At 70.0% G+C, this 15,892-nt stretch carries 12 protein-coding genes; 8 read left to right on the top strand and 4 right to left on the bottom strand.

Going from position 1 to position 15,892, the window contains the following annotated elements; translation table 11 throughout:
- Positions 1-137: 137 nt before the first annotated feature.
- Positions 138-1,601: an amino acid permease gene (locus tag OG758_RS31350; RefSeq protein ID WP_326713014.1), complete on the top strand. Its 1,464-nt coding sequence runs from the start codon at positions 138-140 to the stop codon at positions 1,599-1,601.
- A 78-nt stretch (positions 1,602-1,679) separates the two neighbouring features.
- Positions 1,680-3,020 carry an FAD-binding oxidoreductase gene (locus tag OG758_RS31345; RefSeq protein ID WP_326713013.1) on the top strand — a complete coding sequence of 447 codons (1,341 nt, stop codon included), beginning with the start codon at positions 1,680-1,682 and terminating at the stop codon, positions 3,018-3,020.
- Positions 3,021-3,038: 18 nt separating this feature from the next.
- On the opposite strand, the gene OG758_RS31340 is transcribed toward OG758_RS31345, so the two are convergent.
- The gene (locus tag OG758_RS31340) at positions 3,039-3,617 is read right to left on the bottom strand and encodes a biotin transporter BioY (protein ID WP_326713012.1); all 579 of its coding nucleotides are present in this window, start codon (positions 3,615-3,617) and stop codon (positions 3,039-3,041) included.
- A 265-nt stretch (positions 3,618-3,882) separates the two neighbouring features.
- Here OG758_RS31340 and OG758_RS31335 point away from each other — a divergent pair, with 265 nt between their 5' ends.
- The 4 genes from OG758_RS31335 to OG758_RS31320 all read left to right on the top strand — a co-directional run bounded on the left by OG758_RS31335 (position 3,883) and on the right by OG758_RS31320 (position 7,948).
- A complete protein-coding gene (locus OG758_RS31335) occupies positions 3,883-5,271 on the top strand; it encodes an amino acid permease (RefSeq protein ID WP_326713011.1) in 1,389 nt (462 codons plus the stop codon).
- A 115-nt stretch (positions 5,272-5,386) separates the two neighbouring features.
- Positions 5,387-6,811 (top strand): amino acid permease, encoded by a 1,425-nt coding sequence (locus OG758_RS31330; RefSeq protein ID WP_326713010.1) that lies wholly within the window; start codon positions 5,387-5,389, stop codon positions 6,809-6,811.
- Between the two features lie 144 nt (positions 6,812-6,955).
- The gene (locus OG758_RS31325; protein WP_326713009.1) at positions 6,956-7,597 is read left to right on the top strand and encodes a superoxide dismutase; all 642 of its coding nucleotides are present in this window, start codon (positions 6,956-6,958) and stop codon (positions 7,595-7,597) included.
- Positions 7,598-7,618: 21 nt separating this feature from the next.
- Positions 7,619-7,948 (top strand): hypothetical protein, encoded by a 330-nt coding sequence (locus OG758_RS31320; RefSeq protein ID WP_326713008.1) that lies wholly within the window; start codon positions 7,619-7,621, stop codon positions 7,946-7,948.
- A gap of 3 nt (positions 7,949-7,951) precedes the next feature.
- Here the strand turns inward: OG758_RS31320 and OG758_RS31315 are convergent, their stop codons facing one another.
- Positions 7,952-8,584 (bottom strand): mycothiol-dependent nitroreductase Rv2466c family protein, encoded by a 633-nt coding sequence (locus OG758_RS31315; RefSeq protein WP_266564212.1) that lies wholly within the window; start codon positions 8,582-8,584, stop codon positions 7,952-7,954.
- 153 nt (positions 8,585-8,737) lie between these two features.
- Here OG758_RS31315 and pepN point away from each other — a divergent pair, with 153 nt between their 5' ends.
- Both pepN and OG758_RS31305 read left to right on the top strand, forming a co-directional pair.
- Complete coding sequence (gene pepN / locus OG758_RS31310) at positions 8,738-11,320, top strand: aminopeptidase N (protein WP_326713007.1); 2,583 nt, start codon at positions 8,738-8,740, stop codon at positions 11,318-11,320.
- Between the two features lie 189 nt (positions 11,321-11,509).
- The gene (locus OG758_RS31305; RefSeq protein WP_326713006.1) at positions 11,510-12,640 is read left to right on the top strand and encodes a hypothetical protein; all 1,131 of its coding nucleotides are present in this window, start codon (positions 11,510-11,512) and stop codon (positions 12,638-12,640) included.
- A 42-nt stretch (positions 12,641-12,682) separates the two neighbouring features.
- Here the strand turns inward: OG758_RS31305 and OG758_RS31300 are convergent, their stop codons facing one another.
- On the bottom strand, positions 12,683-13,837 hold the full coding sequence (locus OG758_RS31300) for a serine hydrolase domain-containing protein (RefSeq protein WP_326713005.1): 1,155 nt from the start codon (positions 13,835-13,837) through the stop codon (positions 12,683-12,685).
- A 129-nt stretch (positions 13,838-13,966) separates the two neighbouring features.
- Positions 13,967-15,769: a TIGR03767 family metallophosphoesterase gene (locus OG758_RS31295; protein WP_326713004.1), complete on the bottom strand. Its 1,803-nt coding sequence runs from the start codon at positions 15,767-15,769 to the stop codon at positions 13,967-13,969.
- Positions 15,770-15,892: the final 123 nt, after the last annotated feature.

The raw sequence follows: 15,892 nt of genomic DNA, 5'->3' as shown, positions 1-15,892 counted from the left end.
GGTCGGGTCGTTGTCGCCGTTCGTTTACGCGCAAACCTCTCGGAGTCGAAAATCACGATACGGAGTCAGGTCTTCCGTCCGGTACGTCCCTGGGTTTGAATGCGTGGGCTCGTGACCCGAGACTTAAGGATTCGTCCATGACCTCGCAACCCTCCCTTGCGAAGGCCGACCAGGCGCCCCACAATCCTGGAGATTCACAGCCTGACAGCGGTCAGACCGGAAGTAACGGTCCCGACCAGCTGAAGGCCGGCCTCAAGAACCGACACCTGTCGATGATCGCCATCGGCGGCGTGATCGGCGCCGGCCTCTTCGTCGGCTCCGGCTCGGGCATCGCCAAGGCCGGACCCGCCATCCTCATCTCGTACGCCCTCGTCGGCCTCATGGTCGTCATGGTCATGCGGATGCTCGGAGAGATGGCCGCCGCACGGCCGTCGTCCGGCTCCTTCTCCGCCTACGCGGACCAGGCGCTCGGCCGCTGGGCGGGCTTCTCCATCGGCTGGCTTTACTGGTTCTTCTGGGTCGTCGTCCTCGCGGTCGAGGCCACCGCCGGCGCGGTGATCCTCAACGGCTGGGTACCGGCCGTGCCGCAGTGGGGCTGGGCCCTGATCGTGATGGTCGTCCTGACCGCGACGAACCTGGCCTCGGTCGCCTCGTACGGCGAGTTCGAGTTCTGGTTCGCGGGCATCAAGGTCGTCGCGATCGGCGGGTTCGTGATCATCGGCCTGCTCGCCGTGTTCGGCGTGCTGCCGGGTTCGGACAACCCGGGCGCGGGATTCGCTCATCTCACGGACGCGGGCGGATTCATGCCCAACGGCGCCGGGTCGATCCTCACCGGCGTCCTCATGGTCGTCTTCTCCTTCATGGGCAGCGAGATCGTCACGCTGGCCGCCGGCGAGTCCGAGGACCCGCAGCGTGCCGTCACCAAGGCCACGAACAGCGTGATCTGGCGTATCGGCGTCTTCTACCTCGGCTCGATCTTCATCGTCCTGACGCTGCTGCCGTGGAACGACAAGTCGATCGCCAAGGACGGCTCGTACGTCGCGGCCCTGAACTCGATCGGCATCCCCCACGCCGGTCAGGTCATGAACGTCATCGTGCTGACGGCCGTGCTCTCGTGCCTGAACTCCGGGCTCTACACCGCCTCCCGCATGGCGTTCTCGCTCGGTCAGCGCGGTGACGCGCCCAAGGCGTTCGCCAGGACGAGCAAGCGCGGTGTGCCGCAGGCCGCGATCCTCGGGTCCGTCATCTTCGGCTTCGTCGCCGTCTGGTTCAACTACCAGTGGCCGGACACCGTCTTCAATTTCCTGCTGAACTCCTCCGGCGCCGTCGCCCTCTTCGTCTGGCTCGTCATCTGCTTCACGCAGCTGAAGATGCGCGGAATGATCCTGCGCGAGCAGCCCGAGAAGCTCGTCGTGAAGATGTGGCTCTTCCCCTATCTGACGTGGGCCACGATCGCGATGATCTCGTTCGTGCTCGTCTACATGCTCACCGACGACGCGGGCCGCGAGCAGGTCGTCCTGTCGCTGCTCGTGGCGGCCCTGGTGGTCGGGTTCGCGCTGGTGCGTGAGCAGGTGCAGAAGCGGAAGAAGGTCTCCGCCTGACCCTTCCGGGCATTCCCGGAAAGGTCTCAGCAAAAAAGCTGACGGCGGGTGTCAGGTAATGCGGGCAGAGTCCGCCGCATGAACTCCGACGACATCCGCACACAGCAGCTCGTCCTGCGGCCCGGCGACGCCGGGTACGACGAGGAACTGGCCGGTTTCCAGACCGGTTTCGCCCAGCGGCCCGACGTCATCTATGCGGCAACCTCCGCCGATGACGTCGAGGCCGCTGTCGCGTACGCGGCCGGTGCCGGCCTGCCCGTCGGCGTGCAGGCCACCGGGCACGGGCTGCCCGGAGACTCCGAGGGCGGGGTGCTGATCTCCACGCGGCGCATGGACGAGGTCGTGGTGGACGCGGCGGCGCGCACGGCGCGGGTCTCTGCGGGGACGCGCTGGGGGCAGGTCGTCGAGGCGGCCGCTCCCCACGGCCTCGCTCCGCTGAACGGCTCGGCGCCGGGCGTGGGCGCGGTCTCGTACACGCTGGGCGGCGGACTCGGCATCCTGGCGCGGGAGTTCGGTTACGCGGCCGATCACGTCCGGTCGGTCGACGTCGTCACGGCGGACGCACGCCGTCGCACGGTCTGTGCCGATACCGAGCCGGAGCTCTTCCGCGGCCTGCTCGGCGGTGGCGCGAATCTGGGCGTCGTCACGGGTCTGGAGATCGCTCTGGTGCCGGTGGCCCGGCTGTACGGGGGCTCGCTCGCCTATGACGGCGCGAAGGCCGACGCGGGGGCCGTGCTGCGGGCGTACGCGGACTGGGCGCGGACCGTGCCGGACGCGCTGACGTCGTCCCTCTCGGCCCTCGCCCACCCGGACATCCCCGCGCTCCCACCGCACCTGCGCGGCCGGTACGTGATCTCCGTACGCGTCGCCTTCACCGGGAGCGCGGACGAGGGCGAGCGGCTCGTGGCACCCCTGCGGGCGGCGCTCGGGCCGGCCCTGACGGACAGCCTGCGCGAGATGCCGTACGCCGAGAGCCACACCATCCACAGCGACCCGGACTTCCCGCACGCCTACTACGGGGACAGCGCGGTGCTGCGGGAGCCGGCTGTGGAGGGCGTGTCCGACCTCCTCGCGCTGTGCGGGCCGGACGCCTCATCCATGCACGTCGTGCAGGTCAACCACCTGGGCGGGGCCCTGTCGAGGCCCGCCGCGAACTCCGTGCCGTACCGGGAGGCGGGGTGGCTGGTGCGGATCCTGTCGCCGCTGGACGGGACGGACCGTGAGGCCGTCCGCGCTCATCACGCCCTCGCGTTCCAGCAGGTCGAGGAGCAGCGGATGGGCCGGTCCCTGAACTTCGCGTTCGGCGGCGGCGACCGTACGGAGGGGCTGTACGACGCACAGACGCGGAAGAGGCTCGCCGATGTGAAGGCCGCGTACGACCCGGCGAACCTCTTCCGGAGGAACTACAACGTGCGCTGAGCGCCCGTGGAGCGAGAACTACTTGTTGGCGAACTTCCAGGCGGTGGGCAGCACGCCCATCGCCAGGGCCGCCTTCACGGCGTCGCCGATGAGGAACGGGGTGAGGCCCGCGGCGACCGCCTGCGTGAAGGTCATGCCGGTGGCGGCGGCGAGGTAGGGCACGCCGACCGCGTAGATGATCGCGGAGCCGAGGACCATCGTGCCCGCGGTGCGCAGGACGGAACGGTCGCCGCCGCGCCGCGCGAGCGCGCCCACGACGGTGGAGGCGAGCAGCATGCCGATGACGTAGCCGAAGGAGGCACCGCCCGCACCGGAGGTGCCCTGCGCGAACCACGGCATGCCGGCCATGCCGACGAGCGCGTACACGGCGAGGGACAGGAAGCCGCGGCGGGCGCCGAGCGCGGTGCCGACGAGGAGAGCGGCGAAGGTCTGCCCGGTGACCGGGACCGGGGAGCCCGGCACGGGCACGGCGATCTGGGCCGCGATGCCGGTGAGGGCGGCGCCGCCGAGCACGAGCGCGATGTCGCGGGTGCGCGAGGCGGGCAGCAGGTCGGCCAGGACCTTGCCGGGGCGGGTGGAGACGGCAGCCGTACTCATCGGGACTCCGCGGGGGTGAGGGCAGGTTGGGACACCGTGACGCTATCCCAGGGGCCGATCCCCGATCACGGTCACTGCTCGACAAAGGGTGACGGCGGGTGTTGGTGGGCTCTTCACAAAGGACGTTGCTCATGCGCGACTTGGCGTGATGCTCATCACTGGGGCCAGAGCCGAAACGGACCGTTTTGCGCCCGGGGCCGGCCGCCGGGGAGACTGTAGGTTCCTGCCAAACCCGCGCGACCCCCGAAAGCAGTCTGAACCTCCCATGCACGACCAGCTCCCGTCCGGACCCGAACCGCTCGGAGGCGGGCTCAAGCAGCGGCATCTGACGATGCTGGGCCTCGGCGGTGTCATCGGGGCGGGGCTCTTCGTCGGCTCGGGCGCCGGTATCGCCGTCGCGGGGCCTGGCATCGTCGTCTCGTATCTGATCGCGGGCACGCTTGCGATGTGCGTGATGCGGATGCTGGGCGAGATGTCGGCAGCGATGCCGGCGTCGGGTTCGTTCTCCGTGCACGCGGAGCGGGCGCTCGGCCGCTGGGCCGGGTTCAGCGTCGGCTGGCTCTACTGGTTCCTGCTCGTCGTCGTCCTCGCCGTGGAGGCGACGGGCGCGGCGCAGATCGCGAACGGCTGGGCGCCGGGCGTGCCCCAGTGGGCGTGGGTGCTGGTGTTCATGCTGGTCTTCACCGGGGCGAACCTGGCGGCCGTGAAGAACTTCGGCGAGTTCGAGTTCTGGTTCGCCGCCCTGAAGGTGTTCGCGATCGTCGCGTTCCTGATCCTCGGCACGCTCGCGGTCTTCGGGCTGCTGCCGGCTGCGTCCGATTCTTTTGGGGACCCGGTCGGCTTCACCAACCTCACCGGGCAGGGCGGCTTCCTGCCGCACGGCTGGCAGGGCGTCATCTCCGGTGTGCTCGCCGTCGTGTTCGCGTTCGGCGGCCTGGAGGTCGTGACGATCGCGGCCGCCGAGTCCGACGACCCGGTGCGCGCGGTCTCGCGGGCGGTGCGCAGCGCGGTCTTCCGCATCCTCTTCTTCTACGTCGGCTCGATGCTGGTCATCGTGACGGTGCTGCCGTGGACGGCACAGAAGGCGGGCATCAGCCCGTACGTCACGGTCCTCGACGCGATCGGAGTGCCGTCCGCGGGCCAGATCATGAACATCGTGGTGTTCGTGGCGCTCCTCTCGGCGCTCAACGCGAACCTCTACGGCTCGTCGCGCATGGTGTTCTCGCTGGCCGAGCGTGGTGAGGGGCCCCGCGCGCTGCTGAAGGTGAGCGGCGGGGGCGTGCCGCGTCGGGCGGTGTTCGCGTCCGTCGCGTTCGGCTTCGTCTCGGTGCTGCTCAATCTGGAGTGGCCGGAATCCGTCTTCCTCTACATGCTCAACTCGGTCGGCGCGGTGCTGCTGTTCGTATGGGCGCTGATCGCGGCGTCGCAGCTGCGGCTGCGGCGACTCGTCGAACGGGAGGCGCCCGAGCGGCTCGTGCTGCGGATGTGGGGCTTCCCCTGGCTGACGTGGGTGACGCTCGCCGCGATGGCGGCCGTCATCGGGCTGATGCTGACCGACGACACGGCCCGTCCGCAGCTGCTGTGGTCGACCGGCGCGACCGCGCTCGTCGTGGCCGTCGCGGGAGTGCGGGAGCTGCGCGCGCGGCGTGCCTGAACCTTCACGATGTGTGAGCGTCGTGTCCGTATACCGGTCAGCTGTTCCCTGTACGCGGTGCCGCTGCTCAGACTGTGGGCCTTTCCCCGTCTCAGCTAATGAACAGGGCACATCCATGTCTCGGACGTCCGCGCAGTCGCCGGTCGACGCGCAGCCGATCGACCAGTCGCCGGCCGAGCCGTCGCTGTCGCGCGGCCTCAAGCAGCGCCATCTCTCCATGATCGCGCTCGGCGGTGTGATCGGCGCCGGCCTCTTCGTGGGCTCCGGAACCGCCATCGCGGCCGCCGGCCCGTCGATCATCCTCGCCTACGCGATCTCGGGCGCACTCGTGATGCTCGTGATGCGCATGCTCGGCGAGATGGCCGCCGCGTATCCCGCCTCCGGCTCGTTCTCCGTGCACGCGGAGCGGGGCATCGGCCCGTGGGCCGGGTTCACGGCAGGCTGGTCGTTCTGGTTCCTGCTCTGCGTGGCCGTGGGCCTGGAGGGCATCGGCGCGGCGGGCATCGTGCACGGGTGGCTGCCGGGCGTGCCCGAGTGGGCGCTGGTCGCGCTGTTCATGCTGCTGTTCACCGGCACGAACCTCGCGGCCGTGAAGAACTTCGGCGAGTTCGAGTTCTGGTTCGCGACGCTCAAGGTCGGCGCCATCGTGCTCTTCCTCGTCATCGGCGTACTGGCGATCCTCGGCGTCCTGCCCGACGTCTCCGCGCCCGGCATGGACAACCTCACCGGCCACGGCGGCTTCATGCCCAACGGCACGGAGGGGCTGATCGTCGGCCTCCTCGCCTCGGTCTTCGCGTACGGCGGTCTGGAGACCGTCACCATCGCCGCGGCCGAGTCCGAGCACCCGGTGCAGGGCGTCGCGAAGGCGGTCCGTACGGCGATGTGGCGCATCGCGCTCTTCTACGTCGGCTCGATGGCCGTCGTCGTGGTCCTGCTGCCGTGGACGGCGAAGGAGATCCCGACCAAGGGCCCGTACGTCGCCACGCTCGACCACCTGGGCATCCCCGGCGCCGGCCAGATCATGAACGTGGTGGTCCTCATCGCCCTGCTGTCCGCCATGAACGCCAACATCTACGGCGCCTCCCGCATGGCCGGCTCGCTGGTCGCCCGCGGCATGGGCCCGAAGGTCATCGGCAAGGTCACCGGCGGCGTGCCGCGCGTCGCGGTGGTGCTCTCCGCCGTCTTCGGCTTCGTCTGCGTCCTGCTCAGCTACTGGCGCCCGGACGACGTCTTCGCCTGGCTGCTCAACACCATCGGCGCGATCATCCTCGTCGTCTGGTTCTTCATCGCCTTCTCGCAGCTGATCCTGCGCCGCAAGCTGGAGCGCGAGGCCCCCGAGAAGCTCGTCGTGAAGATGTGGGCGTACCCGTATCTCACGGTCCTGGCGCTCGTCGCGATGGTCGTCATCTTCGTCCTGATGGCCCGCGAGCACGACACGCGCGTGCAGTTGTACTACACCGGCGGCCTGACCATCGTGCTCGCGATCGTCGGCTACGTACGCCAGAAGGCGGCGGAGTCGCGGGCGGCGGCCGACGCGTAGCTCGCTCCCCGCTCACCGAAGGACCCCCGGGCCAGTGCAACTGGCCCGGGGGTCCTTCGCGTTGCGCCGGGCACTCCTGCTGCTAGGCTGCACTTGCACATTACTTGCAATAAGCTCTGCAGTACGCAGCCGGAGGGCTCGGACATGGCCATTTACACGCTTCCTGAACTTCCGTACGACTACGCGGCGCTCGAACCGGTCATCAACCCGCAGATCATCGAGCTTCACCACGACAAGCACCACGCGGCGTATGTGAAGGGGGCGAACGACACCCTGGAGCAGCTGGAGGAGGCCCGCGACAAGGAGTCGTGGGGCGCCATCAACGGCCTGGAGAAGAACCTCGCGTTCCACCTCTCGGGCCACATCCTGCACAGCATCTATTGGCACAATATGTCCGGCGACGGCGGCGGCGAGCCGCTGGCCGCGGACGGCGTGGGCGATCTCGCGGACGCCGTCACCGTCTCCTTCGGCTCCTTCGCCGGGTTCAAGGCCCAGCTGACCAAGGCCGCCGCGACGACGCAGGGCTCCGGCTGGGGCGTCCTCGCATACGAGCCGGTGAGCGGGCGCCTCGTCGTCGAGCAGATCTACGACCACCAGGGCAACGTCGGCCAGGGTTCGGTCCCGATCCTGGTCTTCGACGCGTGGGAGCACGCGTTCTACCTCCAGTACAAGAACCAGAAGGTCGACTTCATCGAGGCCATGTGGCGTGTCGTCAACTGGCAGGACGTCGCCAAACGGTACGCGGCCGCGAAGGACCGGGCGTTCAACCTGCTGGTCGCCCCCTGAGCCCCTGAAGCGTCCCGCCTCGTGATCGTCTTCTCAACCTTCGCGACGGCGGGCGGAAAGACGGAAGACCCCCGCGAGGACATGACTCGCGGGGGTCTTTCGGTAGGGGTGCTTCCGGGGGATCGTGTGGCTATGCCGGAGTCGAAACCGATGCACTGCCACACCTGCAAGGGCAAGGACCGACCCCACAGGCCTTTGAACAAGGCCGAGAGGGAATGGCTCAAGAAGACCAGAGGCCAGAAGAACGCCGACGGCTACTTCCTGTGCACCGAGGAAGGCTGCAGGCATCCGCGCACGACGTTCAAGAAGAACCCCTTCGCAGACGAGTTCCGCATCCCCGACGTCGACTGACCGTCAGTCGAAGACCGGCCCCTGCGTCCGCGTGCGCTTGATCTCGTAGAAGCCGGGGACCGAGGCGACCAGGAGCGTGCCGTCCCAGAGCCTCGCGGCCTCCTCGCCCTTGGGGGCCGGGGTGACGACGGGACCGAAGAACGCGATCTGCTCGCCGTCCGCGCCGGGTACGGCGATGACGGGCGTGCCGACGTCCTGCCCGACCTTGTCGATGCCCTCCTTGTGGGAGGCGCGCAGCTCGGCCTCGTACTTCGTGCCGTCCCAGTGGTCGAGGAGGGAGGCGGGCAGGCCGACCTCGTCGAGGGCCGCGGCGACGGCTTCCTTCGTGGGGCCCTCGCCGCCGTTGTGGATGCGCGTGCCGAGCGCGGTGTAGAGGTCGCCGAGCACCTCGGGGCCGTGCTCCTCCTGCGCGGCGATGACGACGCGGACCGGGCCCCAGGCCTTCGTCTCGAGGAGCTCGCGGTACTCGTCGGGCAGGTCGTCGAGCTTGTCCTCGTTCAGGACCGCGAGGCTCATCAGGTGCCAGCTGACCTTGATGTCGCGGACCTTCTCCACTTCGAGGACCCACCGCGAGGTCATCCAGGCCCAGGGGCACAGGGGGTCGAACCAGAAGTCGACGGGGGTCTTCTCGGACATGGTTCTCCTCATGTATTCCGTGGCGTTGACTCTCCTCGCCAACGTCTCGCACTGGCGTCCCATTCCCGGCTGTCCGCCGTCAGGAGCACATGGCAGGATCGGTCCTGTTCGCACCACAAGTGCAGCCAGACGAGTCACAAGGGAGTGCCGCCCGTGCCCGGAGAGAATCTTTCCCGCGACGAGGCCCGCGAGCGGGCGGGCCTGCTGTCCGTCGACGGGTACGAGGTCCAGCTCGATCTGCGGTCCGCGGTCGGCGAGACCGAGGGCGAGGGGCCCCGGACGTTCCGCTCGGTGACCACGATCCGGTTCCGGGCCACCGAGCCCGGCGCCGCCACCTTCGTGGACCTGATCGCGCCGTCCGTGAACGCGGTGACGCTGAACGGCGAGGACCTCGACACGGCGGCCGTCTTCGACGGGACGCGGATCGCGCTCGACGGCCTGGCCGCGGAGAACGAGCTCGTGGTCGACGCCCAGTGCGCCTACAGCCGCACCGGCGAGGGCATGCACCGCTTCGTCGACCCCGAGGACGGCGAGGTCTATCTCTACACGCAGTACGAGCCTGCCGACTCGCGGCGCGTCCACGCCAACTTCGAGCAGCCCGACCTCAAGGCGCCCTACCGCTTCAGCGTGCAGGCCCCCGACGGCTGGACGGTCTGGTCGAACGGGGTGGGAGAACTCGTCGACGGTGTCTGGAAGTTCGCCGAGACGAAGCCGATCTCGACGTACATCACGGCGATCGTCGCGGGCCCGTACCACTATGTGACGGACTCCTACGAGCGCGTCTTCGAGGACGGTACGAAGCTGGAGATCCCGCTCGGCGCGATGTGCCGCAAGGGGCTCGCGAAGCACTTCGACGCGGACGACGTGTTCCTGGTGACGAAGCAGGGGCTCGACTTCTTCCACGACCACTTCGACTACCCGTACCCCTTCGGGAAGTACGACCAGGCGTTCGTGCCGGAGTACAACCTCGGCGCGATGGAGAACCCGGGCTGTGTCACGTTCCGCGAGGAGTTCATCTTCCGCGGCAAGGTGACGCAGGCGTCGTACGAGCGGCGCGCGAACGTCATCCTGCACGAGATGGCGCACATGTGGTTCGGCGACCTCGTGACCATGCAGTGGTGGGACGACCTGTGGCTCAAGGAGTCCTTCGCGGACTTCATGGGGACGTTCTCGATGGTCGAGGCGACGCGCTTCACCAACGGCTGGATCACCTTCGCCAACAACCGCAAGGCGTGGGCGTACCGCGCCGACCAGCTGCCCTCCACGCACCCGGTCACGGCCGACATCCGCGACCTGGAGGACGCCAAGCTCAACTTCGACGGGATCACGTACGCGAAGGGCGCGAGCGTCCTGAAGCAGCTCGTCGCCTATGCGGGGCGCGAGGCGTTCCTCGAAGGGGCCCGGCGCTACTTCAAGCGGAACGCGTACGGGAACACGCAGCTCGGCGATCTGCTGTCCGTCCTGGAGGAGACCAGCGGCCGCGACATGGCCACCTGGTCGCGGGCGTGGCTTCAGACGGCGGGCGTCAACTCCCTGACCCCGCAGGTGACGTCGAACGCCGACGGGCACATCACCGAACTGGCCGTCGTCCAGGAGGCCGCCGAGTCCCACCCCACGCTGCGGCCGCACCGCGTCGTCGTGGGCCTGTACCGGCGCGACGGCGCGGGCGGGGCGCTCGTGCGGTACGCGCGCGCCGAGGTCGACGTGGACGGGCCGCGGACCGTGGTGGACGAGCTGGCCGGCGCCGAGGCGCCCGAGCTGGTCCTCGTCAACGACGACGACCTCACGTACTGCAAGATCCGCTTCGACGAGAACTCGCTGGCCACCCTCCGCGAGCACCTCGGCGACATCACGGACCCGCTGGCGCGCGCCCTGTGCTGGTCGGCGCTGTGGAGCCTGACGCGGGACGGGCTCATGCCCGCGCGTGACTTCATCGGCCTCGTACTGCGGTTCGCCGGGCGCGAGAGCGACATCGGCGTCCTGCAGATGCTGCACACCTGGGCGAACTCGGCGGTCACGCACTACGCGGCGCCCGAGTGGCGCGCGGAGGGCAGCCGGCAGCTCGCCGAGGGCGCGCTGCGGGAGCTGCGGTTCGCCGAGCCGGCCAGCCAGAACCAGCTGACGTGGGCGCGGTTCTTCGCCTCCGTCGCCTCCGCCGAGGCCGACCTCCAGCTGCTGCGCGGCCTGCTCGAAGGCACCGCGAAGATCGACGGGCTCGATGTCGACCAGGAGCTGCGCTGGTCGTTCGTGAACGCGCTCGCCTCCACGGGCGAGGCCGACGAGTCGGTGATCGACGCGGAGCTGGCGCGCGACGACACCGCGTCGGGCAAGCGGCACCAGGTGCGCTGCCTCGCGGCGCGCCCGTCGGCAGCGGTGAAGGCGCAGGCCTGGGCGCAGGTCGTCGAGTCGGACGCTCTGTCGAACGCCCTGGTCGAGGCGACAATCGCGGGCTTCCAGCAGCCGGCCCAGCGCGAACTGACCGCGCCGTACGCGGAGCGGTACTTCGCGGCGATCGAGCGCGTCTGGGCGGAGCGGTCCATCCAGATCGGCATGGACGTGGTGAAGGGCCTGTTCCCCTCGCTCCAGGACTCGCAGGGCACGCTCGACGCGACCGACGCGTGGCTGGCGGCGCACGAGGACTCGGCGCCCGCGCTGCGCCGTCTCGTCCTCGAGGCGCGTGACGACCTGGCCCGTGCCCTGCGCGCGCAGGCGTGCGACGCGGCAGCCGGGATGTAGCCCCGCGAGACACAACAGGGCGGCTACGGCCGGGAGTTACCGAACGCGGGTACTTCCGGCCGTAACCCGTCGCCCGGCCTGCCCTTCTCGGCAGTCGAACGCCCGTACTTTAGGGCAGGCTTGTCCCTTTTTGTCGACGAGCGTGTAACAGCGGTTAGGGGCCCGGCCGGCGCCGGGAATGGCCTGGTCATGAACCACAACACCCCGCTGTCCCCCCGGCCCCTCCAGCACCTCGACGACTGCCGGCAGCGCGTCCTGAGCGCCGCCCAGCTCAAGGCGCACGGGGTCAACTCCGCGGCCCTGAACGAGCAGTGCCGACCGGACGGCCCCTGGCAGCAGCTCCTGCCCGGCGTGTACCTGCTCCACCCCGGCCGGCCCACCGCCGACGAACGGCTGCACGCGGTCCTCCTGTACGCGGGCCGCCCCCAGACCCGTACCGCTGTCGCCGTGCCCACGCAGACCACCCCCGACGAGCCGCACCCCCCGCAGACGACGCCTCAGACCCCGTACGCCAACGCGATGGTCACGGGTCTTGCCGCGCTGGCCCTGCACCGCTTCGTGTCCGTTCCGCCGCTGCTCTCCCTCGACCGGATCGACGTCATGGTGCCGCGCACACGGCGGCTGCGCTCGACCGGTCTCGCCCGACTCGTGCGCAGCCACGGGATGCCCACTCCGCAGCGGATCGCGGGGGTGCCGGTGGCGCCGGTGCCGCGCGCCCTCGCGGACGCCGTCGCCCAGCTCGACGACGCGGGCGCGGTGCGGCGCCTGCTCACCGAGGCCGTCCGCCGCGGTCACTGCGAACCCGGCGCGGTGGTACGGGAGTTGAACCAGGCCAGGCTCCTCACCCGCCCGCACGTCATCGACGCCGTGGACTCGCTGATCGCCGAGGGTCGCGCCATCGCCGAGGACCGGCTGTACGAGATGGTGCGCGAGTACGGCCTGCCCGACCCGCTGTGGAACGTGGACCTGCGCATGCCCGGCGGGCCGCACCTCGGCGGTGTCGACGCGTACTGGCCCGACCAGGCCGTCGCCGTGGAGCTGGACACTTCCCCAAGCTCTCGGCTTCGCTCGAGCAGGGGAGGCCCCAACGCGCCCCGGCACGGGCTGCGCCCGGAGCTCCAGGAGGAGAGCGACGGCCTGGAGTGGTCCGAGTACGCCCGCAAGCGCGAGCACCTGGAGCGCCTCGGGATCACCGTCGTCCACCTCACGCCGCGCAAGCTGCGCGAGTCCCTCGAACAGCAGGCGACGGTCGTACGGACCGCGCTGATGGCGTCCGTGGACCGGGAACCGGCGGCGTACGTGATGGTCCTCCCGCACTGAGCGCCGCCGACCCCCGGCCGTTCAACTACGCGCCGGCTGTTACTACTTCGGGCAGAACTCGGCCTCCATGACGGCCTGGCTGTCGCCCGTCCAGTCGCCGTTGAAGTTGAACGAGAGGGTGTGGCGGCCGTCGGGCGTGGTCACGGCATCCGAGCCGGAGCCGTGGATGCCGCCGCTGTGGCCCCAGATCTCCTTGCCGCAGCTCAGCTTCTGCCGCATGAGGGCGAGACCGTAGCCGACCTCGGGCTCACCCTCCTCCGTGGGCACGGGGACCGTCTTCTTCATCTCGGCGAGCTGCGCGGCGGGCAGCAGCCGGCCGCCGAGGAGCGCCGAGTAGAAGCGGTTCAGGTCCGCCGAGTCGGAGATCATCTCGCCGGCCGACGAGGCGAGGGTCGGGTTGAGCTCGGTGACGTCGTACGTCTTCTTGTCCGGGTCGTCGGGGAACTTGGAGTAGGCGCGGCTCGCCGGGCGCGGCACGGTGACGGTGGTGCCGGGCAGGCTGGTGGCGCGCAGGTGGAGGGGCCCGATGATGCGCCGGCGGATCTCGTCCGCGTAGGAGTGGCCGGTGACCTTCTTCACGACCATGCCGGCCAGCACGTAGTTGGTGTTGGAGTAGTTCCAGGACGTGCCGGGCGCGAAGTCGGGCTTGTGGGCCATGGCGACCGACACGAGCTTGCCGGGTGCCCAGGTGTCGTAGCGGTGCTTCAGGAAGCCGTCGCGCCCGAAGACGGTCTGCTGGAAGTCCTTGTCCTCCGTGTAGTTGTAGATTCCGCTGGTGTGGTTGAGGAGCTGGCGGACGGTGATCTTCCGGCCGTCGTGGCCGTGTCCGGTGACGACGCCGGGCAGCCAGTGGTCGACGGTGTCGTCGAGGCTCATCCTGCCCTCGGCCTCCAGCTGGAGGAGGACGGTCGCGACGAACGTCTTGGTGATGCTGCCGACGCGATAGCGGTCCCGGTCGCCGCGCGGGATGTTCGTCCGCAGGTCACCGAGGCCCGAAGTGCCCTTCCAGGTGCCGTACTTGTCCGTCGCCTGCCCCGTCACTCCGGGCACGCCCGCCGCGACTGCGGCGTCCATGGCCTGCTGCGTCGCCCGGTGTCCGTCCTTGGCCGGCGCGTCGGCGAGAGCGGGGGTCGCGAGCGCCCCCGCTGTCACCGACACCACTACGGCCACACCCACCAGGCCGGTACGCACTGACATCCCGTGTCTCCTTCGCCGACGTCCGACAGCTGTGTGCTGCGGTCGACCTGGGTGACTCAGGGGTCATGGGAAGGGGTTGAGGGCCAAGATCGGGTTGGGCGGGATCAAGCCGTTCTCAGGCCTTGTGTCTCAGGCCTTGCGCAGGACGAGTTCCGTGTTTCGGTCGCCGGGGGTGCCGGAGAGGGTGGCGCGGGATCCGGGGGCGTTGAAGGAGAGTTCGCGGTAGAGGGCCGCGAGGCCGGTCTGGGTGAGGTCGGTGAAGTCGGTGCGGTGCGGGGCCGCGGACTCGATGAGCGTGGTGAACAGGGAGACCGTGCCGTCGTGGTTGTCGGTGATCTCGATGATGCGGGCCAGCTGCGGGAAGTCGACGTGGGACGCGGTCGAGATCTCCCAGAAGGAGCGGCCTTCGGGGCCCGCGTGCGGGGTGATGTCGTTCTTGTGACTGTGGCCGTTGACCCAGGCCAGCACGTTGCTGTGGCGGCCGAGGAGCGCGAGGAGCTCGTCACCGCCGTGCCGGGCCTCACGGGGGTGGTGCGGGTCCTGGCGGAGGTTGCGCATGGTCTTGCCGGTGTGGTGACTGAAGACGATGACGTGGGAGTCCCCGTTCTTCTCGTTGTCCTTGAGCGTGCGCTCCAGCCAGTTGAGCTGGGCCGTGCCGACGGAGCCCTCGTAGTGGCCGCCCGGGTCCGTGGTGTCGAGGCTGATGCCGAGGATGTCGTCCGAGACGCGGAAGGCGTAGTACTGGGTGCCGGCGTCGACGTTGGCCTGCGTGTAGCCGTGACCGTGCGGGCCCGGGCCCGTGTGTGCGGGGTCGAGGTGGGCCTTGAGGTACTCGGCCGCGGTGAACGGGGCACGGGACTCGTCCGGGGTGACCGAACGCATGTGGCGGGCCTGGGACTTGAGCAGGTCCTTGAAGGCCTGGCCCTTGGGGTCGCCGCCCTTCTTGACGTTGTCCCAGATCGCCTTGCCGGCGGAGTCCGGCAGCTCCATCAGCTTCCGCCCGCCCACCGCGAAGTCGGCGAAGAAGGAGTCGCCGGGCGCGTAGCAGCCGCCGGGCAGCGCGTCGTGGTTGCCGACGGTCGAGTACCAGGGCAGGTTGAGCCCCGGGCTGCGCAGTTCACCGATCGCGGCGTCCAGGAAGCCGTGGATGCGGGGGAAGCCGAGCTGCTTGTCGGCGTCGCGCAGGGCGGCGTCCGGCTGCCAGTACAGCTTGAGGCCGCTGTCCTGCACGCCTTCGTAGCGGCGCGGGTCGCCGGTGTTCGGGGTGATGCGCCCGCCGCTCATCGCCTTCAGGAACCAGTCCAGCTCCGACTTGGCGTTGTTGTCGGTGTTGTCGCCGGTCGTCATGACGAAGTGCAGGGGCGACGCGGTGACGGGCGCCCCGCGCAGCGCGTTGACCCGCTCCACGAGGGAGACCGCCCCGGCGACCGAGAGGGACTCCTGGGGGCGCCAGGCGCTGGCGGTCTGGGAGCGCAGGTACTCGTAGCGCAGGGGGTGCTGCACGTCGACCAGGTGCAGATCGGTGAACTGGACGAACGCGGCGAGCGCGGTGCGCCGGCCCTCGCGCCCCGGCTTGGCGGACGCGAGGTCGCCGCGGACGACGCGCTGCCAGGCGGGGCCGTCGCCGAGGCGCCGGTAGCCCGCGCCGGCCGGGGCGGCGGCGACGGATCCGAGGGTGGTGCCGCGCGTGTAGGGCGCGAGCGGGGCGGCGGGGGCCCGGCGGGAGACGGTCGCCGGGACCGGGCCTGCGGGCGCCGGGCCCGCGGCGGCGCTGCTCGTGCCGGGGCCGAGTGCGTAGCCGATCCCGGCCGTCAGGGAGACGGCTCCGGACGCGGCGAGGAAGGTGCGGCGGTCGAGCGCCGAGGCGATGGAGGCGGCCTTGGCGGCGGTGGCGGATGCAGCGGTGTCGGCGACAGAGCGTATGCGCGGCATGGCGCGGTCTCCCCGAGTGCGAACGCGTCGGCAGTGGTCGCGGGGCGCTCGCCGTGGCAGAACTACCCGCTCGTACTGGATCGTTGACATCGGGGATGACCTGCGCGTTAACGATGCCGCAAC

The organism is Streptomyces sp. NBC_01474 (assembly GCF_035918215.1).
Classification (GTDB): Bacteria; Actinomycetota; Actinomycetes; order Streptomycetales; family Streptomycetaceae; genus Streptomyces; species Streptomyces aureus.
The sequence above is the reverse complement of the archived record's forward strand: the minus strand, read 5'-3'. Positions and strand labels throughout refer to the sequence as shown.